Here is a 22,409-nt window from a genome sequence, read left to right as displayed (position 1 = left end):
GTCAGGCGCCCGGCGCGGTGGCGGGCCGGCGCCGGCAGTGCAGGAAGAGGTGCGGCTCCGGGCGGGCCTCGGGGTGGGCCGGGGTGAACAGCGTCGCCTCCTGCGCCAGGACCTCCAGGCCCGCCTGCTCGGCCACGGTGGTCAGGCCCTGCGCCGTGAAGCTGGACACGCGCACCGGCTGGCCCATGAAGGTGGCGTCGACGCCCTCCACGTCCAGCGGCACCGTGGCGAGGACCATGAGTCCCTCCGGCTTCAGCGCACGCGTCAGGTACCGGACGAGACCGGCCTGCTCGCGCCGGGCCAGCTGGAGCAGCGAGAAGTACACGCACACGGCGTCGAACGACTCGTCCGCGAGCGGTACGTCACGGATGTCCGTGCACCGGAACGTGGCGGCCGGCACCTGACGGCTCGCCAGCTCCACCATGACCGGCGAGACGTCGACACCCAGCACATCGTGTCCGGCGTTCGCGAGCGTCTCCGCGGTGGGGCGGCCCGTGCCGCTGCCCACGTCCAGCACCCGGCTGCCCGGCGCGAGCCGTCCGAGCAGCCACTGCAGTGAGTGCCGGTGCGTCGTCGAGCCGGCGAACGCCTTCTCGTAGTCGGCGCCCAGCGCGTCGAACGCCGCGGCGGCCGGCCGCCTTTGCTGCTCGTCCGTCACGAGGTTCCTTCCGCCGGGGTGAGCCGGTGCCGCGGGCATCGTTCCACTGGGACCGAGCCGCCGACAAGGGCCCCTTCGGGCGACCCCGTCCCACTGGGCCGAGTGAGTCCACTGGGTCTACGGGGCCCACTGGGTCTACTGAGCCCACTGGGTCTACTGGCTCCTAGTGGACGTCGTCGTCCGGCGCCGTGCCCGGCTCCGCAAGCCGGCGGTGCACGGCGGCCTTGACGCGGTCCGGCAGCACCCTGTCCGCCACGCCCTGGGCCTTGGTCCTCGCCGAGCCGGTGACGAGCTTGCCACGGCCCTTCATGACGGCGTCGTACGCCTGACGGGCGACCTCGGCGGATCGTCCTTGTCCATCGTGCCGACCCTGGTGTCCTCCATGCCGGCCCGCCGGAAGAAGTCGGTGTCCGTCGGGCCGGGCATGAACGAGGTGACCGTGACGCCGGTGTCCGCCACCTCTTCCTGCAACGCCTGCGCGAAGGACTGCACGAACGCTTTCGAGGCGTTGTAGACCGCCTGGTAGGAGCCCGGCATCGTCGCGGCCACCGACGAGGTGAACATCAGCCGCCCCACCCCGCGCGCCACCATGTCCCTCAGCAGTGGCTTGGCGAGCCGCACGGTCGACGTCACGTCGAGGTCGATGACGGACTGGTCGTCGGACGGGTCGGTGTCGACGAAGGCGCCCCCCTGTCCCACACCCGCGTTGAGCGCCGCCACGTCCACGGTGAGCCCGGTGAGCGTGGCGACCAGCCGGTCCACGCCCTCTGCGGAGCGGAGGTCGGCGCGTACGGCCCGCACCTCGGCGCCGGTCTCCCGCAGCCGTCGGGCGGCGTGCTCCAGCCGGTCGTCCTCGGCGTTGACCACGAGGTCGTACCCGTGCTCTCCGAACAGCCTGGCGAGTTCGTAACCGATTCCGCTGGACGCTCCGGTGACCAGGGCGAGCGGTCTGCTGCCGGTCATGGCTCCTCCCTTCGGTGCCGGGCCGTGACTCCTCCATTCGGTGTCGAGCGGCCCGGGACCGCGCGTGCGGGCGGGCCATTCGGGCGAGCCGGACGCCCGCCGCCGCTCCGTGCTCGCGCCCGAGGGGCGGCTGATCCCGCGCCCGTGAGGTGAGGGAAAGCTGAGAATCCCCGAGACGTCTGAACGCTCCGGCCCCCGGCTCCGTATGGAGCCGGGGGCATTCCACGTCCGAGTCCGCCACGACACAGGAGCACGTCTTGGGACACAACAGGCGCAGACGCCCGACCGGGGCGCGCCGCGCGACCTTCGGAGCATGCGCGCTGATACTGGGGGGCGGCGGCCTGGTGGCCGTGAACGTCTTCGCCTCCGCGACCGAGGCCGGCGACACGGCCGTGCCCCTGGGCAGTTCCGGGGTGGCGGTCACGGTCGACTGCCCCGACCTGACCGAACGGCTGACGGCCGTTCCGGAGCAGGCCCGGCCGGACGTCGATACCGAACTCGCCCGCCTGGACGAGCAGATCGCCACCGCCTACCGGCAACTGCAGGAGGCGGCACGCACGGCGGACGACGGCCGGATCGACGAGGGCGCCGTCCTCGACCCGTTGCGGACACAGCGCGCCGAGACGATCGAGCGCATTGCCGCCGCCGTCGACGAGGCCGGCGACCGCCCCCAGGGCCTGGACACCTTGGCGGAGTGCACCCTGCGCCGTACCCAGGCCGCGCCGGCCGACGCGGCGGACGGCACCTCGGACCAGGGACAGCGGCAGGACGGCAAGGGTGAGGACCCCGGGGACGGCGAGGGTGCCGAGGACGGCGGTCAGTCCGGGGACGGGCAGTCCGGGGACGGGCAGACCGGGGACGGTCAGCAGCCCGGCAACGGCGGTCAGGCCGGCAACGGACCCGTGGCGGCGGACTACGTCGACATCAAGACCGTCCAGCCCAACGTCGTGAAGGCACCTCTGCGGAAGAACGCCTCGCGCGGCTCCTTCGCCACCAGCTGCGGAGTCAACGCCGAGGGCCTGTTCAACTCGGACAACCTGATCGCCGCGCCGGGCGTCAGCAACGGCGCCCACCACTTCCACGACTACGTCGGCAACCAGGACAACGACGCCTTCTCCAGCGACGAGGACCTGGCCGCCGCCGGCACGAGCTGCGCCGACCAGGGTGACAAGTCCTCGTACTACTGGCCCGTGCTCCGGCTCCAGAACGGCACCGTCGAGCAGGACGCCCAGTCGCCCGGCGGTGGTGTCGAGGGGAACGCCGGCGAGATCGTCACGCCCGCCGAGGTCACGCTGACCTTCGAGGGCAACGAGCGTGCCAAGGTCACTGAGATGCCGCGGCTGCTGCGCATCATCACCGGTGACGCGAAGGCGTTCGTCAACGGCAACACCAACGCGAACGCCTCCTGGAGCTGCACCGGCTTCGAGGACCGGCAGCTGAAGGACAAGTACCCGCTCTGCCCGTCCGGCAGCGACGTGGTGCGCACCTTCACCTTCCAGAGCTGCTGGGACGGACGCAACATCGACAGCGCCAACCACCGCACCCACGTGGCCTTCGCCGCCGCGGACGGCAGCTGCCCCGAAGGGTTCCGCGCCGTTCCGCGACTGGTCCAGCGCATCGTGTACGACGTGGACGCGCCCAGCCTCCAGGACGGGGGGAAGACCGTCCCGCTGTTCGCCGTGGACTCCTTCCCCGAGCAACTGCACAAGCCGGTCACGGACCACAGCGACTTCATCAACGTCTTCGACGAGGACCTGATGCGGGAGATGACCGACTGCATCAACGCCGGCCGTACCTGCGGCGCGGACACGCCCCCCGGGCCGGACCCGGGCCAGAGCGAGAGCCCGGGCCAGGGGGAGGCCCCGCAGGAGAGCCCGACCAAGGACCCGGGCCAGGGGGAGGCCCCGCAGGAGAGCGCGTCACAGGCCCCGCAGGAGAGCCCGACCAAGGCCCCGCAGGAGCAGCCGACCGACGCTCCCGACGCCTCTCGGCCCCCCGCCGGGCAGACCGCCACGGCCTCGGCGCCCGCGGACTCCGGCCAGGACGGGGGCGACGGCGGGCCGAACACCGGGGAGAACGCCGGGGAGAAGCCCGCAGCCCCGGCCCAGGACCAGGGCGGGGACGCCGACGCCTCCCCGAGCGCCGCACCCCGGGCCGCCACCCCACCCGTCGCCACCCCGCCCGCCGGCAGCCCGGACGACGCGGAAGGTACCGTCGCCGCACCGGAGGCGGCACGGACCACGGGCGGCGGTGGCGGCGGTGACGACGGCACCGGGTCGGAAACCGGACCGCAGGCGACGCGGGGCGGCCTCGCCGAGACGGGCTCCGGCTTCGGTCTGTGGCCCGCCGCGGTGGGCGGCGTTCTCTTCGCGGGCGGCTGCCTGCTGCTGGTCCGCACCAGGCGGCGTACGACGTGACACCGGCCTGAGGTGACGGGCGAGAGAGGGCAGGCGACCCGCCGGCCCTCTCTCGCCCTCCCCCCCGCCCTCACCGCATCGAACGCGCCATCGCCGTACGGCAACTGGCGCGTTTCGACTATTGCCATTCCGTTTACCCGGGCGCAGCCTGGTTCCCGGCAGGGGTTGGGAGCGCTCCCACTGGACTGCTCTCTTCGCACTCCCGACCCCGGGCCTCCATCGCTGTCCCCCCACGGGAAAGAAGGGCATCATGGCTTGTCATGATCGCATCAAAAGGGTCCGGCGGGCGTCGACCGTCGCCCTCGGCACCGCGACCGCGGCACTGCTCACGCTGATCCCCTGGAGCGGCACCGCTGCCGCCCACGGCTCGGTCGTCGACCCCGCCTCCCGCAACTACGGCTGCTGGCTGCGCTGGGGCGACGACTTCCAGAACCCGGCCATGGCCCAGGAAGACCCCATGTGCTGGCAGGCCTGGCAGGACGACCCCAACGCCATGTGGAACTGGAACGGCCTCTACCGCAACGGCTCCGGGGGCAACTTCGAGGCCGTCGTCCCCGACGGCCAGCTGTGCAGCGGCGGCCGGACCGAGAGCGGGCGCTACAACTCCCTGGACGCCGTGGGCGCCTGGAAGACCACGGCCGTCGCGGACGACTTCACGGTCAAGCTGTACGACCAGGCCAGCCACGGCGCCGACTACTTCAAGGTCTACGTCAGCCGCCAGGGCTTCGACCCCGCCACCCAGCCCCTCGGCTGGGACGACCTCCAACTGGTCGCGACCACCGGCCGCTACGCGCCCAGCCAGAACTACGAGATCCCGGTGAGCACCTCGGGCCTGAGCGGCCGGCACGTCGTCTACACCGTCTGGCAGGCGTCGCACATGGACCAGACGTACTTCCTCTGCAGCGACGTCGACTTCGGCTGAGCCGCGCCGTCACCATCCCCCCACCCCCGCCGGGCGCACCGCGTCCGGCGGGGACGCCGTCGGGTGCGACCGTCCCGCGAAGTGCTCCGTGACCGCCCCCGAGTGCGGTATACGTCCCCCATGGAGCCTCTGCACCCGCCGGACCCGCCGGGCCCCCCGGAGCCGCTGGAACCCTGGGACGCCACGGACCTCACGCCCCTCCCGCACCTCACGGACACCGCGGGCTACTACGACCTCGGCACCCACCGCCGCCCCGTGACGACCTCGTCCCCCGAGGCCCAGCGGTGGTTCGACCGAGGACTGGTGTGGACGTACGCCTTCCACCACGAGGAGGCCGTCGCCTGCTTCGAGGCCGCCGTCGCGGCCGACCCGGACTGCGCCATGGCCCACTGGGGCATCGCCCACGCCCTCGGCCCGAACTACAACAAGCCGTGGGACGCCTTCGACGGCGACGAGCTGACGCGGACCGTCGAGCGCACCCACGCCGCCGTCGAGCGCGCCCACGACAAGGCGGCCGGTGCCACTCCCGTGGAACGCGCCCTGATCGGCGCCCTGCGCGCCCGCTACCCGCAGGCGCACGCCGCCGCGGACTGCTCGGTGTGGAACACGCCCTACGCCGAGAGCATGCGGGCCGTCCACGAACTCGCCCCCGGCGACCTGGACGTGGCCGCGCTGTACGCGGACGCCCTGATGAACCTGACACCCTGGCAGTTGTGGGACCTGCGCACCGGACGGCCCGCCGAGGGCGCCCGCACCCTGGAGGCGAAGGACGTCCTGGACCGGGCCCTGGCCGCCGAGGGCGGACGCGAGCACCCCGGTGTCCTGCACCTCTACATCCACCTGATGGAGATGTCCCCCACCCCGGAGGCCGCCCTCACCGTCGCCGACCGGCTGCGCGGTCTGGTCCCCGACGCCGGGCACCTCCTGCACATGCCCTCGCACCTGGAGGTGCTGTGCGGCGACTACCGGCGCGTGGTGGCGGACAACACCGCCGCCATCGCCGCCGACGAGAAGTACCTGGCGCGGGCCGGGGCGATGAACTTCTACACCCTCTACCGCTCGCACAACCACCACTTCAGGATCTACGGCGCGATGTTCCTCGGCCAGTACGAGGTCGCCCTCGACGCCGCCGCGCGCTTGGAGGCTTCCGTCCCCGAGGAACTGCTGCGCGTGGAGAGCCCGCCGATGGCCGACTGGCTGGAGGGCTTCCTCGCCATGCGCGTGCACGTCCTGATCCGGTTCGGCCGCTGGACCGACATCCTCGGCCTGCCGCTGCCCGCCGATCCGCGCCTGTACTGCGTGACGACCGCGATGCTCCACTACGCCCGCGGGGTCGCCCTCTCCGCCACCGGCAGGGTCGACGAGGCGGAGGCCGAGCGCGCGCTGTTCCGCGAGGCCGTGACCCGGGTGCCGGAGAGCCGCACGCTGTTCAACAACACCTGCGCCGACATCCTCGCCGTCGCCTCCGCGATGCTCGACGGCGAACTGGAGTACCGCAAGGGCGACCACGCCGCCGCCTTCGCCGCCCTGGAACGGTCGGTCGCACTGGACGACAGCCTCCCCTACGACGAACCGTGGGGCTGGATGCAGCCCACCCGGCACGCCTACGGCGCCCTGCTCCTCGAACAGGGCCGGGTCGCTGAGGCCGAGGCGGTCTACCGGGCCGACCTGGGCCTGGACGACACCCTGCCCCGCCCCTCGCAGCACCCCGGCAACGTCTGGTCCCTGCACGGACTCCACGAATGCCTGGTGCGCCTGGGCAAGGAGGGGGAGGCGCGGATCGTGGCCCAGCAGCTGAAGCTAGCCGCCGCGCTGGCCGACGTACCGGTCGAGGCGTCCTGCTTCTGCCGCCGCGGCCCCGCACCGGCCACCGGGGCCGCGGACGGCTGCTGCTCCACGGACCACTGACCGGCACGGTGAGCCCGCCGCCTCTATACGATGTCGCCTCGGACGAGGACTGCGGCGGAAGGAGGCGGGCGGTGACGGATCACCGGCGTCCGCGGCGGCGCGGGCAGGGCGAGCTGGAGGCGCTGGTGCTGGCGGCGCTGCGCGACGCGGACGGCCCCGCGACGGCCGGCTGGGTGCAGGAGCGCCTGGGCGGCGACCTCGCCTACACCACGGTGATCACGATCCTGACCCGGCTGCTGGAGAAGGGCGCGGTCAGCCGTGAGCGCGCCGGCCGCTCCTTCGCCTGGACCCCCGCCGACCGGGCGGGCCTGGCCGCGCGGAAGATGCGCGAGGTCCTGGACGCCGAGAGCGACCGGGCGGCGGTGCTGGCCGGCTTCGTCACCGGCCTCGATCCGGACGACGAGCGACTGCTGCGCGACCTGCTGGGACACGCAGGGGACGCGGGGAACGCAGGAGACGCGGGGGACGACTGACGCCGCACGGCGACCGCCTCGTCGTGCGTCAGTCCATCAGTCCGGCGGCGAGCGTGGCCCCCAGTTCCCAGCAGGACTCCAGGTCGGCCTTGCCGGGCTCACCGGCCACGCTCACCGGCGGCGCCGCCCGCTGCCAGCCCAGGCCCGTGGTGACCGACTCGATGCCGCGCACCGCGCCGGTCGTGTCGCTGCCGCCGTGCACGTAGTAGCCGAAGGGCCGGCCCCGGGTCTCGTCGAGGCACGGGTAGTAGACCTGGTCGAAGAAGTGCTTCAGGGCCCCGGACATGTACCCCAGGTTGGCCGGGGTGCCCAGCAGGTAGCCGTCCGCCTCCAGCACGTCGACGGCGGTCGCCGCCAGCGCCGCGCGCCGGACCACCCGTACCCCCTCGATCTCCGGCGCGCCCGCCCCGGAGAGGACGGCTTCCAGCATCGCCTGGCAGTTCGGCGACGGAGTGTGATGAACGACGAGCAAGGTGGCCACCCCCGAAGCCTGCCGTCCGGCACCCGCCGGCCGCAAGCATCACCACCCGCCGGCCGCAAGGAGCACGGTCCGTCGGCCGCACGGAGTACCACCCCCGTCGTACGGCATCTCCTGGTGCGGGCGGTCACCAGCGGCCGTCGCGCTCGGACGTCGCCCCTCACCCGCCACGTCTGGGACTTCCGTCACACGATCACCGTCGCTCCCGGCCGGCCGTCCGGGCTCCGGGTTCGATTTCCGCGAGCGGGGGTACAGTCGGCTCGCCGCTCAGCCCGCGCCGGACCGGGCACCGCGGCCCGAGGCGCTCGTCGTGGGATCCGGCAGGGAATGCCGTGACCAGTACGCAGGAACCGCCCGAGCTGACCCCGACCGCCCCGTGGGCACCGGGCGCGCCGTCCGCCGAGGACCGCGTCAGGCGGATACGGCGGCGCCTGGAGCGACTGATCGGGATCGCGGCGACCGAGGGCAACGCGCTGACGGTCCTGCGCAACGGGGACGAGATATTCGCCGCGATGCTGGCCGGGATCCGCCGTGCCGAGCACACGGTCGACATGATGACGTTCGTGTACTGGAAGGGCGACATCGCCCGCCGGTTCGCCGAGGCCCTCGCCGAGCGGGCCCGCGCCGGCGTACGGGTGCGGCTGTTGCTGGACGGGTTCGGCAGCCGGCTGATCGATGCCGGACACCTGCGCACGATGGAGCGGGCCGGGGTGCAGGTGGCGTGGTTCCGCAAGCCGCTGTACCTCTCGCCGCTCAAGCAGAACCACCGCTGCCACCGCAAGGTCCTCGTGGTCGACGAGGAGAGCGCCTTCACGGGCGGGGTGGGGATCGCCGAGGAGTGGTGCGGCGACGCCCGCAACCCGCAGGAGTGGCGTGACACCCACGTCGAGGTCCGGGGCCCGGCCGTGGACGGCATCGCCGCCGCGTTCGCGCAGAACTGGGCCGAGTGCCACGACGAACTCTTCGACGACCGGGACCGGTTCGTGGAGCACCGCCCGCAGGGCGACGCCATCGTGCAGGTGGTGCGCGGTTCGGCCAGTTTCGGCTGGCAGGACATGCAGACCCTGATCCGCGTGATGCTGGAGTCGGCCGAGGAACGGGTCCGGCTGGCCACCGCGTACTTCTCCCCGGACCCCTATTTCGTGGAGCTGCTCTGCGCCACCGCCCGGCGCGGCGTCGAGGTGGAGATCCTGCTGCCCGGCCCGCACACCGACAAGCGGGTCTGCCAGCTGGCCGGGCAGCACCACTACGAGGAGCTCACCGCCTGCGGGGTGCGGATCCACCAGTACCAGCCGACGATGATGCACGCCAAGGTCGTCACCGTCGACGGCGTCGCCGCCCTGATCGGCTCGACGAACTTCAACCGCCGCTCGCTCGACCACGACGAGGAGGTCATGCTCGCCGTCCTGGACCAGGACGTCACCGCGACCCTGGACCGGCACTTCGAGGCCGACCTGGCGGTCAGCGAACTGATCCGTCCGGGCCGGTGGAAGAGACGGTCCGTGGTCCAGCGGGCACGTGAGCGGGCCGTCCTGCCCATCCGCCGGTTCCTGTGACCCGGGCCGCCCGCCGCCCTGCGGCTACGGCCGGCCGTCGAGCCAGCTGAGCTTGTGCCCGTAGAGCACCCGCTGGCAGTAGTCGGTCCCCACGGGATCGGCGGGGTCCCGGTTCGCGGTGCAGTCGGCCGCCACGTTCGGGCGGTGTTCCGAGACCGACCACAGCCGTCCGGCGCCGCGCTCGACGTACAGGTCCTCGGCGCCCCGGGCGGTCGGCACGGCCTGGCCGTCCTGGACCAGCCGGCCGTCGCTCCAGCGGTAGCGCCACAGGTTGCCCGGCTCGTCCGTGCCCTTGGACTGGTTCACGTACAGCGTGCCGTCGTACGCCGCCGCGCCCTGGGCGCCGCCGCTGGTCATCGGCAGGTAGTTGGCCCAGCCTTGGGCGGTCACGTCGGCGGAGCGTCCCTCCAGGTCCGCGACCGGGTAGGAGGCGATGCGGCCGGTGGACGGGTAGCCGCTCTCGGGACGGCAGTACTCGCCCATGAGCAGGCGGTCCGGGGTGGTGCTGCGGTCGAGCGAGATGTAGGAGGCCTTGGGGGCGCCGGTGGAGACACAGGCGTAGGAGCCCTTGGGGTTGCTCTGCGTCGCCTTGAACTTCCACGCGGCCACCTGGGGCATCACGTAGCGGTAGCCGAAGCTGTACCAGACGTTGTTGTGCCGGCCGACCTTCGTCTTGTCCTGGACGTCGGCGGTCGTCCTCACCCCGTCGGTGTCCGACCCCATCGCGTCGTTGGTGCTCGCGTCGCCGTCCGGGTTGAGGTCCATGATGTAGCGCATGTCGAAGACGCGCAGGCCGTTGCGGGTGTCGGCGACGTAGAGGTAGTTCCCGTACCAGACGATGCCGCCGGCGTGGACGCCCTTCTGGATCGGGTATTCGGAGGCGTGCAGCCCGTCGAAGGAGACATGGTCGGCGGAGTTCACATACGTCCAGCCCAGCAGGACGTGCCGGTACTTGACCTCGGGGCTGCCGGTGGCCGGATTGGTCCGGCTCTGTACGAAGGTGATCCGGACGCCCTTCTGGTTGCAGGCGTCGTTGGCCTCCGTCTCGGCGGCGGTGCAGTCGCCGCCCGGGGCCGGGTCGTCCTCCCGGCCCGGGTCCCAGCCGTCGTAGGAGGCGATCAGCTTGATGCCGCCGGCCTCGCCCCACAGCTCGTTGTCCTTGGCGTCGGAGACGCCGGTGAAGCCCTGGGGGACCCACTCGCGGGAGACCGAGTCGTCGGCTTCCAGGCAGTACTTCAGGTCGGGGTCCGGGGCGGTGCCGAACGGGTCGCGGGAGCAGAACGGATCGGCGTCGCGGTTCGCTCCGGCCAGCAGGTTCTGCACGCCCTGCTTGGGCAGCACCGAGTCCAGCCGGGTGACCCGCCTGGTGGTCTCGGCGTTCAGCGCGCCGGGTGACAGCGTGAAGTCGCCGGGCGAGGCCGCGCCGCCGGGGGAGGTCCAGGCGCGGGCGCTGTTCGGCGCGGGGGTGCCCTCGGTCGCGCGGGGTTCCTGGATCCAGGACTTCGGTACGTCCGGCGGAAGGTCCTCCGCCTGGGCCGGCGCCGCGAGGCCGGTGAACGCGAGCGCCGCGGCGGCGGCTGTCGCGAACCCGACGCGACGTATTCGGCTTTCGGGCATGTGAGGTCCCCTCCGTTGTTCGTGCGACCAGTGAGTCGAACGGAGGTTCCCAGAATGTTTGCACGAGGTGCAACTGCGATGTTCGGCCAACCGCCTTGCGCGGCAGCGGGGTTGGGTGGGCCCGGCAGCACTCGCCGGGGTCGGCCTCACGCCCGCCGGCCGTATGGTGCCGCGGCACGCACGCGGAAGGGGCCGCCCACCACGCGTCGCATGGTGCCGCGGCCCCTTCCGGGTCGTCGGGTTCGCTCAGGCGACCGGGGACGCCGGTCCGCTGTCCGCCTTCGACGCGGTCTCACCGGAGCGCTGTGCCGGGATGGAGACCGCGCCGGCGGCCTCGCCGGCGGCCTCCTCGGCCAGGCGCTCCATGCCGCTGGTGGTCTTCAGCGGCTTCTCCTTGATGAACACCACGGCGACCAGCGCGAGCAGCGCGAAGGGGGTGGCGATGAGGAACAGGTCCGCGGTGGCGACGCCGTAGGCGTGCTGCACGATCTCCCGCATCGGTGCGGGCAGCGTGGCGATGTCCGGGACGGCACCGTGACCGCCGCCCGAACCGCCCTCGGCGGCACCGGCGGCACCCGCCTTCTCCAGCCCCTTGGTCATCTCGCTCGCGACCCGGTTGGCGAGGATCGCGCCCAGGACGCTGGTACCGATCGTGCCGCCCATGCTGCGGAAGAAGGACAGCACCGAGGTCGCGGCGCCCAGCTCGGCCGCGGGCACGTCGTTCTGCGCGGCCAGCACCAGGTTCTGCATCAGCATGCCGACGCCGACACCGAGGACGGCCATGTAGAGGCTGAGCAGGGCGAAGTGCGTGTTCGCGTCGATCAGGGAGAGCAGCGCGAGGCCGACGGTCATGATGACCGCGCCCGCCACCAGGTAGCTCTTCCACTTGCCGGTACGGCTGATCAGCTGCCCGGCGACGGTGGAGGACACCAGCAGCCCCAGGATCATCGGCAGGCTCATCAGACCGGCGACGGTCGGCGACTTGCCCAGGGACACCTGGAAGTACTGCGAGAGGAAGACGGTTCCGCCGAACATGGCGACACCGACGAGGAGGCTGGCCACCGTGGTCAGGGTGACCGTGCGGTTCTTGAAGATGTCGAGCGGGATCACCGGCTCGTCGGTGCGGGCCTCGACGAGGACCGCCAGGCCCAGCAGCACCACGCCGCCGATCACGAGCGCGGCGGTCTGCCAGGACGCCCAGTCGAACTGGTTGCCGGCCAGCGAGACCCAGATGAGCAGCGCGCAGACACCGGCGACGATCAGGAAGGCACCGAGCCAGTCGATCTTCACCTGGCGCTTGACGGTGGGCAGCTTCAGCGTCCGCTGCAGCAGGAAGATGGCCAGCAGGGCGAACGGCACGCCGATGAAGAAGCACCAGCGCCAGCCCAGCCAGTCGGTGTCCACCAGCACGCCGCCGATGAGCGGTCCGGCCACGGTGCCGACGGCGAACACGGCACCGAAGATGCCGGAGTACTTGCCCAGCTCCCGGGGCGGGATGACGGCGGCCATGACGACCTGCGCGAGCGCGGTCAGGCCACCCGCGCCGATGCCCTGCACGACCCGGCTGAAGATCAGCAGCGTGGTGTCGTGGGAGAAGCCCGCCAGCAGCGAGCCGGCCACGAACATCAGCAGGGAGAGCTGGAGCAGCAGCTTCTTGTTGAACAGGTCGGACAGCTTGCCCCACAGGGGCACCGTCGCGGTCATGGCCAGCAGTTCGGCGGTGACGACCCAGGTGTAGGAGGACTGGCTGGCCCCCAGGTCGGCGATGATCGTCGGCAGCGCGTTGGACACGACGGTGCCCGCCAGGATGGCGACGAACATGCCGGCCATCAGGCCCGACATGGCCTGGAGTATCTGCCGTTGGGTCATGGCGGAGGGAGGCGCGTCGGCGGGCGCCTGTGCTGCGGTCACGGCATCTCTTTCGGTGGTGGTGTGGTGAAGTGTCGCGCCGGCGCCCGGCGCGCGGTGGTTACGCGGTGGGCGCCGGAAGTCCGGCGGCGAGGAGCGTGAACACCTCGTGGAAGACGTCGAGGAAGGCGGTCTCGTCCTGGTGGGCCGACCAGTGGTCCATGCTGGTCCGCACCGCGGCGTGCGCCACGGAGGCCAGCAGCCGCGGGTAGAGGCCGGGAGCCGCGGGCGGTCCCTCGCCGGTGCCGCGCAGGCGTTCGGCGATGGCCGCGGCGAGGGCCGCCTCGGCCGCCATGTGCGCCCCGACGCCGCGCGCCAGGAGGTGGGGCGAGGCGTGCAGCACCTCGGCGTGCAGGCGCCACAGCTCGTGGTCCTGCTCCGCCTCGGCCAGCTCCGCCGCCAGAGCCCGGCGCAGGGCCTGCAGCGGGGAGAGATCGGCCGGCGCGTCGAGAACGGCACGCCGGATGCGGCCGCCCGCGTCCGCGTCGATGACGACGAAGGCGTCCTCGCGGGTGTCGAAGTAGTTGAAGAAGGTGCGCACGGAGACCCCGGCCGCGGCGCTGATCGCCTCGACGGTGACCTTCTCCGCCCCGTGCTCGGCGGCCAGGCGCACCGCGGCCTCGGCGAGAGCGGCACGCGTGGCCCGCTTCTTCCGCTCCCGCAGGCCGCCCCCCGCGGCACTCTTCTCCGACATAAGTTGCATGATATGCAAAGATGCACGCCATGCAAAATTAGCGGCGGGCGCCGGCCTCCGAGAGGTCCGCCGGGAAGCCGACGGCGACGAGGAAATCGGCGGCGAGGCTCGGCACCGGGCGACCTCGCCATGGATGCCGTTCCCGGAACTTCCGTCGGCCGCCTTCCGGTTACTGGTAGAAGAAGTCACTGGGGCGTGAGCCGCGGGGGTGGCCCAGGCGGGAAGCGGGGGACGATGGCACGTAGGCATCTGGTGTATGTACTGCCCGGGATCGGCGGCAGCGTACTGGAACGTCCTGGAAGCGGGGGGAAGCGGCCGGAGGTGGCGTGGGACGCGGGCTTCGGTGACATCACCGGCCTGCTGCGGCGACCGGGTCGGCTGGCGACGGACGAGCCGCTGCGGGCGACCGGTCTGATCCGCTCCAAGCGGCTGCTGCCGGGCTGGACCGTCGTCCCCGGTTACGAACGGCTGGTGGCGAACCTCCGGGCACTGCCCGGTACGGTCGTCGACACCGGGCACCCCGAGGCACGCAACCCGGCCGCGAACGTGGTGCTGTTCCCTTACGACTTCCGCCTCGGCGTCAGGGAGGCCGCGAAGTCGCTCGCGGCCGATGTCCACGACCGGCTGAAGGACCTCTCCCCGTCCGAGCGGGCCGGCCGGGTCGTGGTGGTCGCCCACTCGATGGGCGGACTGGTCGCCCGTCACTGGCTGGGGCCGCTGGAGGGCTGGCCGCTGTGCCGGGCCCTGATCACCCTCGGCACCCCTCACCGCGGCGCCCCGAAGGCACTGCGGTTGCTGGCCGACGGAGTACGTGTGGCGGGGATCCGACTGGACGGGGTGAGTGACCTGCTGGGGCAGTGGCCGTCGGTGGCCGAGCTGCTGCCCCGCTACCCGATGGTCTGGGACACGGCCGCCGCGGCTCCCCTCTACCCTCACGACGTGCCCCTGGAGCACCTCCGCTCCCCGGCGAAGCACGGCTTCGCCCTGCACGAGGAGATCGAGCAGGCGTGGCAGGCCATGCCGCGCACCGGTGCCGAGCCCCAGGTGGTTCCCCGGCTGGGCTGGAGTCACCGCACCGCGGGCTCGGCGGTGTGGGACGGCCGCACGCTCAAGGTCCGCAAGAAGCCGCCGGGCTGGCTGGAGCTGGCGGGCTGGGAGGAGGACCACGGCGACGGCACCGTACCGGCGATCTCGGCCGTGCCGGTGGAGATGGACGGCCACGACGCCTCCGGCTGGCGGGCACGCGACCGCCACGGCCCCATCGTCTCCGCCGACTGGGTGGCCGGCCTGGTCCAGGCGTACGAGGAACGGCAGCGGTTGACCGCGGCCCGGGGCGAGGAACGCGAGATCGCCCTCGGCCTGGACGTGGACGAACTCCACGTCCGGGGGGCGACGATTCCGCTCGAGGTCCGGCTGTGCGGGGACCGCCTGCCTCCGGAGGCCACGGCCGACCCGGGCGGGCTCGCGGTGTGGGCCACCCTGCGTCCGGTGCACGGCCCGCGGGCCGCGGTCGCGGAAGCGCGGCTGGAGTGGGACGGGGAGCGGGGTGGTTACGTCACCGAACTGACCGGCCCGGAGCCCGGCCTGTACGACGTACGCGTCAGTGCGCGGGCCGTGCCCGGCGCCGGCGACCTGTCCTCCTCCGACACCCTCGCGGTGGTGGCCCCGTGAGCCCGGCCGGCTCCTGGCCCCGCTGGTCCCTCGACGGGGAACCGGCCGCGCTGGCCAAGTACGTGCTGCCCGACGAGGTCGCCGCCTTGCTCCACCTGCCCGGGCCCCCGGCCGACAGCCGGATCGGGCAGGCCCGAGCGGTGTACGAGGCACTGGCCGGCGCCTCGGTCACCTACTCCCACGAGGCGCCCTCCGACGACCCCGGCCGCCAGGTCGTCCGTCAGCCCGGCGAGGTGCTGTGGTGCCCCCGGCACGCCACCTGCCTCGACCTCGCCCTGATCCTGGCCGGCGCCTGCCTCCACGCCGGCCTGCACCCCCTCGTCCTCATCCTCGACCCACCCGAATCCGGACGCGCCGCCCACGCCCTGCTCGGCGTGTGGATCGACGACGCCACGGACGAGGAGGACGGCATCGGGACGCCGGACGCGGAGGTATGGGCCGGCCGTCCCGACAACTTCGACGAACTCGTCCAGGCCGACCCGACGGGACCGGCGAGACCCTTGCTGCTGCTGGACCCGGTCGGCGCCGCGCACGCCCTGCCCCACTCACCGGTCCTCGGCGCCGGCGCCACCTTCGCCGGCGCCGCTGCCGCAGGGGCCCGCTACAGCCGTGAGTGGAACTGGCGCCTGGCCGTGGACATCGGCCGCGCCTGGCGCAAGCAGGACACCCACACCCCCGCCGAGCGGCCCGCCGACGAGCCCCTCCGTGCGCCGTACGTGCCGCTGGACACGCAGGTCCACCGGCCGTTGCAGGTGCTGCGCGCCGAGCACGCGGTGGTGCCCTTCCAGGCCCGTGACGAGCTGACCATCCTCACCGACTGGTGCCGCACCGTGGCCGCCGGACCCCACACCGGCGTCACCGTCGTCCACGGCGCCGGCGGCGCGGGCAAGACCCGCCTCGCCCTCGAACTCGCCCATCGACTGGCCATCCGCCACGGCTGGTACACCGGCTACCTGCGCGAACAGCCCACCGGGCGAGACTGGCTGGGCACCGTCGTCTCTCCCACCCTCATCGTCCTGGACTACGCCGACGCCCGCACCGCCGACGCCGAACACCTCCTGGCCCTCCTCAAACGCCGCGCCGACCGCGGCGCCGCACCCGCCGTCGTCGTCATGACCGCCCGCACCGTCGACGGCCAGTGGCTCACCACCCTGCGCACCGCGTGGAACCGCGACGGCCACCTCGTCCGCGAGAGCACCCCGGTGCACCTGCCGCCCGAGCACCCCGCCGGCACCGTCCTCTTCCACCGCGCCGCCCACGCCTTCCACCACGGCCCCGATCACGAACTCGACATCGAGGCCGCCGACCGGGCCGCCCCCACCGACTGGACCACCCTCGACCACATCCTGCTGGCCCTGCTGGCCGCCCGCAGCCCCGGCCGACTGCCCACCACCCGCGAGGACCTCTACGAAGAAGTCCTCACCCACGAACGCGCCTACTGGGCCCAGACCTACAAGAAGAACGCCCACCTGGGCCGAGGCGCCGACGCGCCGCTCGACGTCCTCAACCGGGCCGTCGCCAGCCTCACCCTGCACGCCCCCGCCACACGCAAGGAGACGCACGCCGCACTGCGCGCCGTCGAGGAACTGTCCGACGACGCGGCATGGCGCGAGACCATCCGCACCACCCTGACCACGTGCCTGCAACCCGGCCCCGGCGAACCCCTCGTCCTACGTCCGGACCCCATCGCCGATCACCTCACCCTGCACGAACTCCACGACGACGAAGACCTGCTCCCCGCCATCCTGGACGGCCTCGACGGCGACCGTCTCCTGACCGCCCTGCGCCAGCTCAACCGGGCCGCCATGGCGGAGCCCGACAGTGCCACCCGCATGGTGAAGGCATGGATCACCGCCGGGACGGAACGCTGGAAGCCCGTCCTGCGCATCGCCGCGGAACAAGGCGGTATCGCACTGGCCGCCCTCGAGCAGCTGGTCGACGACGAGTCGGCGAGGCCGTGGCTCGACGACCTGTCCGCGGCCATCCCCTTCACCACGATCGGTCTGCCGGAACTCGCCCTGCGGGCCGAACTCCGGCGTCTCGCGCTCCTGCGGACCGACGGTGACGTCCAGCCCACCGACCTCGCCGAGCAGCTCCAGCGCGTCAGCCGTCGCCAATCCGCGGCCGGGGACCGGCGGGCCGCCGCGGTCTCGATCACCGAGGCCGTGGATCACTACCGTGCTCTCGCCCAGGTCAGCCCCGACGCCTACTCGCCCGACCTCGCCGGCTCCTTGAACAACCTCTCCGTCCATCAGGGGGACGCGGGTGATCGGGAGGGGGCGTTGGCGTCGATCACCGAGGCCGTGGATCTCTACCGTGCTCTGGCCGATGCCAGTCCCGCCGCCCACCGCGCCGACCTCGCCATGTCGCTGAACAACCTGTCCAATCATCAGGGGGACGCGGGTGATCGCCAGGGGGCGTTGGCGTCGATCACCGAGGCCGTGGATCTCTACCGTGCTCTGGCTGACGTCAGTCCCGCCGTCCACCTCCCCAACCTGGCCACGTCTCTGAACAACCTGTCCAATCATCAGGGCGAGGCGGGTGATCGGGAGGGGGCGTTGGCATCGATCACCGAGGCCGTGGATCTCTACCGTGCTCTCGCCCAGGACAGTCCTGCCGCCTACTTGCCGGACCTCGCCGGCTCCTTGAACAACCTGTCCAACCATCAGAGTGAAGCGGGGGACCGCCAGGGGGCGTTGGCGTCCATCACCGAGGCCGTGCATCACCACCGTGCTCTGGCTGAGGCCAGTCCCGCCGCCCACCTCGCCGACCTCGCCATGTCCCTGAACAACCTCTCCAATCAGCAGGGGCATGCGGGGGATCGGCGGGCGGCGTTGGCGTCGATCACCGAAGCGGTCGAGATCCGTCGTACCCTCGCCCAGGCCAGTCCCGCCGCCCATCTGCCCGATCTCGCCGGCTCCTTGAACAACCTCTCCGTCCAGCAAAGTGCGGCGGGGGACCGTCAGGGGGCGTTGGCGTCGATCATCGAGGCCGTGGATCACTACCGTGCTCTCGCCCAGGCCAGTCCCGCCGCCTACTTGGGCGACCTCGCCACGTCTCTGAACAACCTTTCCAATCATCAGGGTGAGGCGGGGGACCGTCAGGGGGCGTTGGAGTCGATCACCGAGGCTGCGGATCTCTACCGTGCCCTGGCCCAGGTCAGTCCCGCCGCCTACTTGCCCGACCTCGCCATGTCCTTGAACAACCTCTCCGTCGCGCAGGGGGAGGCGGGGGACCGTCGGGCGGCGTTGGCGTCGATCACCGAAGCGGTCGAGATCCGCCGTGCCCTCGCCCAGGCCAGTCCCGCCGCCCACTTGCCCGATCTCGCCGGCTCCTTGAACAACCTCTCCGTCCAGCAAAGTGCGGCGGGGGACCGTCAGGGGGCGTTGGCGTCGATCACCGAGGCCGTGGACCACTATCGGGCTCTCGCCCAGGCCAGTCCCGCCGCGTACTTGCCCGACTTCGCCACGACGCTGAACAACCTCTCCAGCCACCAGGGTCATGCGGGGGATCGGCGGGCGGCGTTGGCGTCGATCACCGAAGCGGTCGAGATCCGCCGTGCCCTCGCCCAGGTCAGTCCTGCCGCCTATCTCCCCGACCTCGCTACGTCCCTGAACAACCTCTCCATCCAGCAGGGAGAGGCGGGGGACCGTCGGGCGGCGTTGGCGTCGATCACCGAAGCGGTCGAGATCCGCCGTACCCTCGCCCAGGCCAGCCCCACCGCTTACCTACCCAACCTCGCCACGTCCCTGAACAACCTCTCCAACCACCAGGGAGAGGCGGGAGACCGTCAGGGGGCGTTGGCCTCGATCACCGAGGCCGTGGACCACTACCGTGCCCTTGCCCAGGCCAGTCCCGCCGCGTACTTGCCCGACCTCGCGATGTCCCTGAACAACCTCTCCAACCACCAGGGCGCGGCGGGGGACCGTCGGGCGGCGTTGGCGTCGATCACCGAAGCGGTCGGGATCCGCCGTGCCCTCGTCCGGATCAGTCGTGACGCCCACCTCCCCGACCTCGCCACGTCCCTGAGCAACCTCTCCAACCGGCAGGGTGAGGCGGGGGATCGCCAGGGGGCGTTGGTATCGATCACTGAAGCGGTCGAGATCCGCCGTACCCTCGTCCAGGCCAGTCCCGCCGCGTACTTGCCCGACCTCGCGATGTCCCTGAACAACCTCTCCAACCACCAGGGCGCGGCGGGGGACCGTCGGGCGGCGTTGGCGTCGATCACCGAAGCTGTCGAGATCGGCCGTACCATCGCCCAGGCCGGTCCTGGAGCCCGCCTCTCCAACCTCGTCACGTTCCTGAACAACCTCTCCAACCAGCAGCGCGGGACCGAGGCCGCCACGTCCGCCTGGGAGGGAGCCATCGCCGACCTGAGGCCCAACCCGCTCGCGCAAGCGGAACTTCGTTCTCACTACGCCGCCTATCTCGCCGCACACGTTGATCGAAGTCTCGCGGTCGAACAACTCGTCCGGGCGGCCCAAGCCTGCGTCGTCGGCGACCGATCGTCCCTGAGCCGGGCCCGGCAACAGGTACGGGGGGCTGCGGCGGGCCTCGGCATCCAGGACGCGCGGCTGCCCGACTGGGCCGTCGTCCCGCTCCCCGGCGACGTTCTGGACCTTCTCAACCAATGGGTCCGGGTCACCGACTGGCCCACCGCCGACGCATTCCTGTGCGCACATGGTGACCGGCTGAGGCAACCTGACTTCCGCCGCGGCCTGACACTGGTTGCGGCCCTCTTCCCCGAAAGCCCGGACATCGACGACCTCACCGACGTCCTGGACCAGGTCGACGCCGAAGGCCTCGATGCTGTCCTGGGCCGTGGCAGACACGACCACGAGATGCGCCGGGCACTCGAGGACTGGGTCGCGACCCCCACCTGGACCGAGTCCAAGACCTTCCTGGATGAGCACGACAGCACCCTGCGCACACCGGAAGTCCAGGCACTGCTCGCCGGGGTGGACGCCCCCGAGGCGCGCCGGCACCTCGCCATCCTCCAGCTCGCCGAAGACGGCATCCCTCACGACCAGGTCTACGAGATCGTGACGGACGTGGACATCGCGGCCGAGCACGCCTTCGCCGCGGTCGACAACGCGGATGTACCGCTGATGCGCCGCATCCTGGCCGCTCGTCCGGACCTGCTCACCCACATCACCGGGGCGTTCTTCGCCATCGTGTCCGCTGCGGCCGACGGCGACACCGACCAGGCATGTCACCATGCCCGGGCCCTCGCCGAGCACGGCACCGACACCCAGCGCCGGGCCTACGCGATCCGGCTCCGCAACCTTGCCGGACATTCCCCTGCGCTGACCGGAGCAGGGGAACTGGCCGATCTCATCCACCCCGACACCCACCCCGACACCCACCCCTGACCAACTGCTCCCGACCGCTGCCCGAGCTGCCCGAGCGGTCCTGGAGGAGGAGACCGTCCACCACTCCGGGCGTCAGCGATCAGCGGGCCGGTCCGGGGTGACGAGGCGGCGTACGGCATCGGTGATCGTCGCGCGCTGGCGTGCGGGTGGGACGAGGGCGTTGACGTCCTCCGTCTGGTGCTGCCACATGTTCGCGAGCGCCAGAACGAGCGCCAGGATCTCCGCGGCCGGCTTGTCCCCCCGGACGCTGCCGCGCTGCTGGGCGGCCTCGATGGAGGCGATCTTGTCTCGCATCGAGCGGGCCACGATGTCGGGCGCCGGCCGTTCGGCGCTTTGCAGCGCGTACCACGTGAGGAAGCGCATGACCTGGGGGTTCCGCTGCCCGGCGTCGTGCAGGCGGCCGGCGTATTCGGCCAGGTCGTCGGCGTCGACGGGGACCGCGTTCACGGTCTGCTCGGCGATCGCTTCGTAGACGGCCTCGAACAGGTCCTCCTTGCCGGCGGCGAAGGAGTACACCAGGCCAGGGCTGATGCCGGCCCGTTTCGCGAGCCGGTCCACGCGGGCTCCTGCCACTCCGAACTCGGCGAACTCGGCGAGAGCGGCTTCCATCAGCTGCTGCCGCTTGCGGTCGGGGTCACGTGTTGCCATGCACGCAGCCTTCCTAATGAACGTTCATTTGACAACTCGGACCGACGTCCGCATGCTGGCCGTAATAAATGAACATTCATTCAGGAAGGTGCACATGGTCGACTCGCGCTGGACCCCGGCCGACATCCCGGACCTCAAGGGCCGGACCGCACTGATCACCGGCGCCGGCGGCGGCATCGGCTACCGCACCGCCCAAGTACTGGCGGAGCACGGCGCCCGCGTCCTGCTGGCGGGCCGGCGCCCCGACTCCCTGGCGGATGCCGCCCGCCGGCTGCGCGCGGACGTGCCCGGTGCCCGCCTGGAGACGGTGGAACTCGACCTCGGCGACCTCGCCGCGATCCGCGAGGCGGCCGCCCCGCTCGCCGCGGGCGAGACCCTCGACCTCCTCATCAACAACGCCGGCGTGATGAACGTCCCGGAGCGCCGGCTCACCCGCGACGGACTGGAACTCACGGTGGGCACCAACCACCTCGGCCATTTCGCGCTGACGGCGCACCTGATGCCGGCCCTCGAGCGGTCCGCGGCTGCCCGCGTCGTCACGGTCAGCGCCGTCGCCGCCGCCTGGCGCTCCGGTGATCTCGCAGACCTCATGAGCGAGCACGGTTACCGCCCGATGAGCGCGTACGCGAAGTCCAAGCGCGCCAACGTCGTCTTCACCCAGGAACTCGCCCGCCGGCTCGCCCGCAGTGCGCACCGCGCCGTGGTCGTCCACCCGGGCTCGGCCCTCACCGACCTGCAACGCCACACGTCCACCAGCCGCATGGGGCGTCTGCTCGTGGCCCTCGCCTCCCGCACCCTGATGGGCTCTCCCAGCGGCGCGGCCTGGCCGTCCCTGTATGCCGCGACCCACCCCGAGGTGGTCGGCGGGGCCTACCTCGGCCCGGCCGGACGCGACCAGACCTCCGGGACGCCCAAGCCCGCCCGGCTGCCCGCCGGGGCTGACGACCCCGACCTGGGAGCCTGGCTGTGGCGTGAGAGCGAACGGCTGGCGGGCGTCACCTTTCCGGCCCCGCGGACCTGACCTTGCCGTGCAGGGGCGAAGGTCTTTGACCAGCTCTGCGCGCCGGCACCTCGTCGCGCGTCATCATCACCTACCCCCAGGTCTGGTGGCAGAGGTCCACGAT

General features: G+C 72.1%; 14 protein-coding genes and 1 pseudogene. 8 read left to right on the top strand and 7 right to left on the bottom strand.

Features of this window, described 5'->3' with window-relative positions; translation table 11 throughout:
• Position 1 precedes the first annotated feature (1 nt).
• Positions 2-697, bottom strand: coding sequence for a class I SAM-dependent methyltransferase (locus tag ACFIF2_RS01775; protein WP_395570635.1), 696 nt, complete (start codon positions 695-697; stop codon positions 2-4).
• Positions 698-821: 124 nt separating this feature from the next.
• A pseudogene (locus ACFIF2_RS01770) lies at positions 822-1,621 on the bottom strand (SDR family NAD(P)-dependent oxidoreductase).
• Positions 1,622-1,878: 257 nt separating this feature from the next.
• On the opposite strand from ACFIF2_RS01770, the gene ACFIF2_RS01765 reads away from it, so the two are divergent.
• The 4 genes from ACFIF2_RS01765 to ACFIF2_RS01750 all read left to right on the top strand — a co-directional run bounded on the left by ACFIF2_RS01765 (position 1,879) and on the right by ACFIF2_RS01750 (position 7,341).
• Positions 1,879-4,038, top strand: coding sequence for a DUF1996 domain-containing protein (locus ACFIF2_RS01765; RefSeq protein ID WP_395570634.1), 2,160 nt, complete (start codon positions 1,879-1,881; stop codon positions 4,036-4,038).
• Between the two features lie 250 nt (positions 4,039-4,288).
• A complete protein-coding gene (locus ACFIF2_RS01760; protein ID WP_395570633.1) occupies positions 4,289-4,960 on the top strand; it encodes a lytic polysaccharide monooxygenase in 672 nt (223 codons plus the stop codon).
• Positions 4,961-5,080: 120 nt separating this feature from the next.
• Positions 5,081-6,868: a hypothetical protein gene (locus ACFIF2_RS01755; RefSeq protein ID WP_395570632.1), complete on the top strand. Its 1,788-nt coding sequence runs from the start codon at positions 5,081-5,083 to the stop codon at positions 6,866-6,868.
• Positions 6,869-6,939: 71 nt separating this feature from the next.
• The gene (locus ACFIF2_RS01750; RefSeq protein ID WP_395570631.1) at positions 6,940-7,341 is read left to right on the top strand and encodes a BlaI/MecI/CopY family transcriptional regulator; all 402 of its coding nucleotides are present in this window, start codon (positions 6,940-6,942) and stop codon (positions 7,339-7,341) included.
• Positions 7,342-7,369: 28 nt separating this feature from the next.
• On the opposite strand, the gene ACFIF2_RS01745 is transcribed toward ACFIF2_RS01750, so the two are convergent.
• The gene (locus tag ACFIF2_RS01745; protein WP_395570630.1) at positions 7,370-7,822 is read right to left on the bottom strand and encodes a flavodoxin family protein; all 453 of its coding nucleotides are present in this window, start codon (positions 7,820-7,822) and stop codon (positions 7,370-7,372) included.
• A 329-nt stretch (positions 7,823-8,151) separates the two neighbouring features.
• Between ACFIF2_RS01745 and ACFIF2_RS01740 the strand changes: the two genes are divergently transcribed.
• A complete protein-coding gene (locus ACFIF2_RS01740; RefSeq protein ID WP_395570629.1) occupies positions 8,152-9,375 on the top strand; it encodes a phosphatidylserine/phosphatidylglycerophosphate/cardiolipin synthase family protein in 1,224 nt (407 codons plus the stop codon).
• Between the two features lie 24 nt (positions 9,376-9,399).
• On the opposite strand, the gene ACFIF2_RS01735 is transcribed toward ACFIF2_RS01740, so the two are convergent.
• From ACFIF2_RS01735 to ACFIF2_RS01725, 3 genes are all read right to left on the bottom strand, one after another.
• Positions 9,400-10,992 (bottom strand): hypothetical protein, encoded by a 1,593-nt coding sequence (locus ACFIF2_RS01735; RefSeq protein ID WP_395570628.1) that lies wholly within the window; start codon positions 10,990-10,992, stop codon positions 9,400-9,402.
• 246 nt (positions 10,993-11,238) lie between these two features.
• Positions 11,239-12,861: an MDR family MFS transporter gene (locus tag ACFIF2_RS01730; RefSeq protein WP_395570703.1), complete on the bottom strand. Its 1,623-nt coding sequence runs from the start codon at positions 12,859-12,861 to the stop codon at positions 11,239-11,241.
• A 100-nt stretch (positions 12,862-12,961) separates the two neighbouring features.
• Positions 12,962-13,603, bottom strand: coding sequence for a TetR/AcrR family transcriptional regulator (locus ACFIF2_RS01725; protein WP_395570627.1), 642 nt, complete (start codon positions 13,601-13,603; stop codon positions 12,962-12,964).
• A 225-nt stretch (positions 13,604-13,828) separates the two neighbouring features.
• Here ACFIF2_RS01725 and ACFIF2_RS01720 point away from each other — a divergent pair, with 225 nt between their 5' ends.
• Positions 13,829-15,265 (top strand): esterase/lipase family protein, encoded by a 1,437-nt coding sequence (locus ACFIF2_RS01720; protein WP_395570626.1) that lies wholly within the window; start codon positions 13,829-13,831, stop codon positions 15,263-15,265.
• The gene (locus ACFIF2_RS01715) at positions 15,262-20,637 is read left to right on the top strand and encodes a hypothetical protein (protein ID WP_395570625.1); all 5,376 of its coding nucleotides are present in this window, start codon (positions 15,262-15,264) and stop codon (positions 20,635-20,637) included. The genes ACFIF2_RS01720 and ACFIF2_RS01715 overlap by 4 nt, the downstream gene beginning before the upstream one ends.
• 72 nt (positions 20,638-20,709) lie before the next feature.
• Here the strand turns inward: ACFIF2_RS01715 and ACFIF2_RS01710 are convergent, their stop codons facing one another.
• Entirely contained in the window at positions 20,710-21,285 is a 576-nt protein-coding gene (locus ACFIF2_RS01710) for a TetR family transcriptional regulator (protein WP_395570624.1), read from the bottom strand.
• 94 nt (positions 21,286-21,379) lie between these two features.
• On the opposite strand from ACFIF2_RS01710, the gene ACFIF2_RS01705 reads away from it, so the two are divergent.
• On the top strand, positions 21,380-22,306 hold the full coding sequence (locus ACFIF2_RS01705) for an oxidoreductase (RefSeq protein ID WP_395570623.1): 927 nt from the start codon (positions 21,380-21,382) through the stop codon (positions 22,304-22,306).
• The last annotated feature ends 103 nt before the right edge of the window (positions 22,307-22,409 follow it).

Source organism: Streptomyces sp. BK79 (assembly GCF_044142145.1).
GTDB lineage: Bacteria > Actinomycetota > Actinomycetes > Streptomycetales > Streptomycetaceae > Streptomyces.
The sequence above is the reverse complement of the archived record's forward strand: the minus strand, read 5'-3'. Positions and strand labels throughout refer to the sequence as shown.

Excerpts from the sequence above, each read along its gene's own strand:
- ACFIF2_RS01710 (WP_395570624.1), bottom strand. The coding sequence starts at position 21,285 with ATGGCAACACGTGACCCCGACCGCAAGCGGCAGCAGCTGATGGAAGCC.
- ACFIF2_RS01755 (WP_395570632.1), top strand. The coding sequence starts at position 5,081 with ATGGAGCCTCTGCACCCGCCGGACCCGCCGGGCCCCCCGGAGCCGCTG.
- ACFIF2_RS01760 (WP_395570633.1), top strand. The coding sequence starts at position 4,289 with ATGGCTTGTCATGATCGCATCAAAAGGGTCCGGCGGGCGTCGACCGTC.
- ACFIF2_RS01735 (WP_395570628.1), bottom strand. The coding sequence starts at position 10,992 with ATGCCCGAAAGCCGAATACGTCGCGTCGGGTTCGCGACAGCCGCCGCC.
- ACFIF2_RS01725 (WP_395570627.1), bottom strand. The coding sequence starts at position 13,603 with ATGCAACTTATGTCGGAGAAGAGTGCCGCGGGGGGCGGCCTGCGGGAG.
- ACFIF2_RS01775 (WP_395570635.1), bottom strand. The coding sequence starts at position 697 with ATGCCCGCGGCACCGGCTCACCCCGGCGGAAGGAACCTCGTGACGGAC.
- ACFIF2_RS01705 (WP_395570623.1), top strand. The coding sequence starts at position 21,380 with ATGGTCGACTCGCGCTGGACCCCGGCCGACATCCCGGACCTCAAGGGC.
- ACFIF2_RS01720 (WP_395570626.1), top strand. The coding sequence starts at position 13,829 with ATGGCACGTAGGCATCTGGTGTATGTACTGCCCGGGATCGGCGGCAGC.
- ACFIF2_RS01730 (WP_395570703.1), bottom strand. The coding sequence starts at position 12,861 with ATGACCCAACGGCAGATACTCCAGGCCATGTCGGGCCTGATGGCCGGC.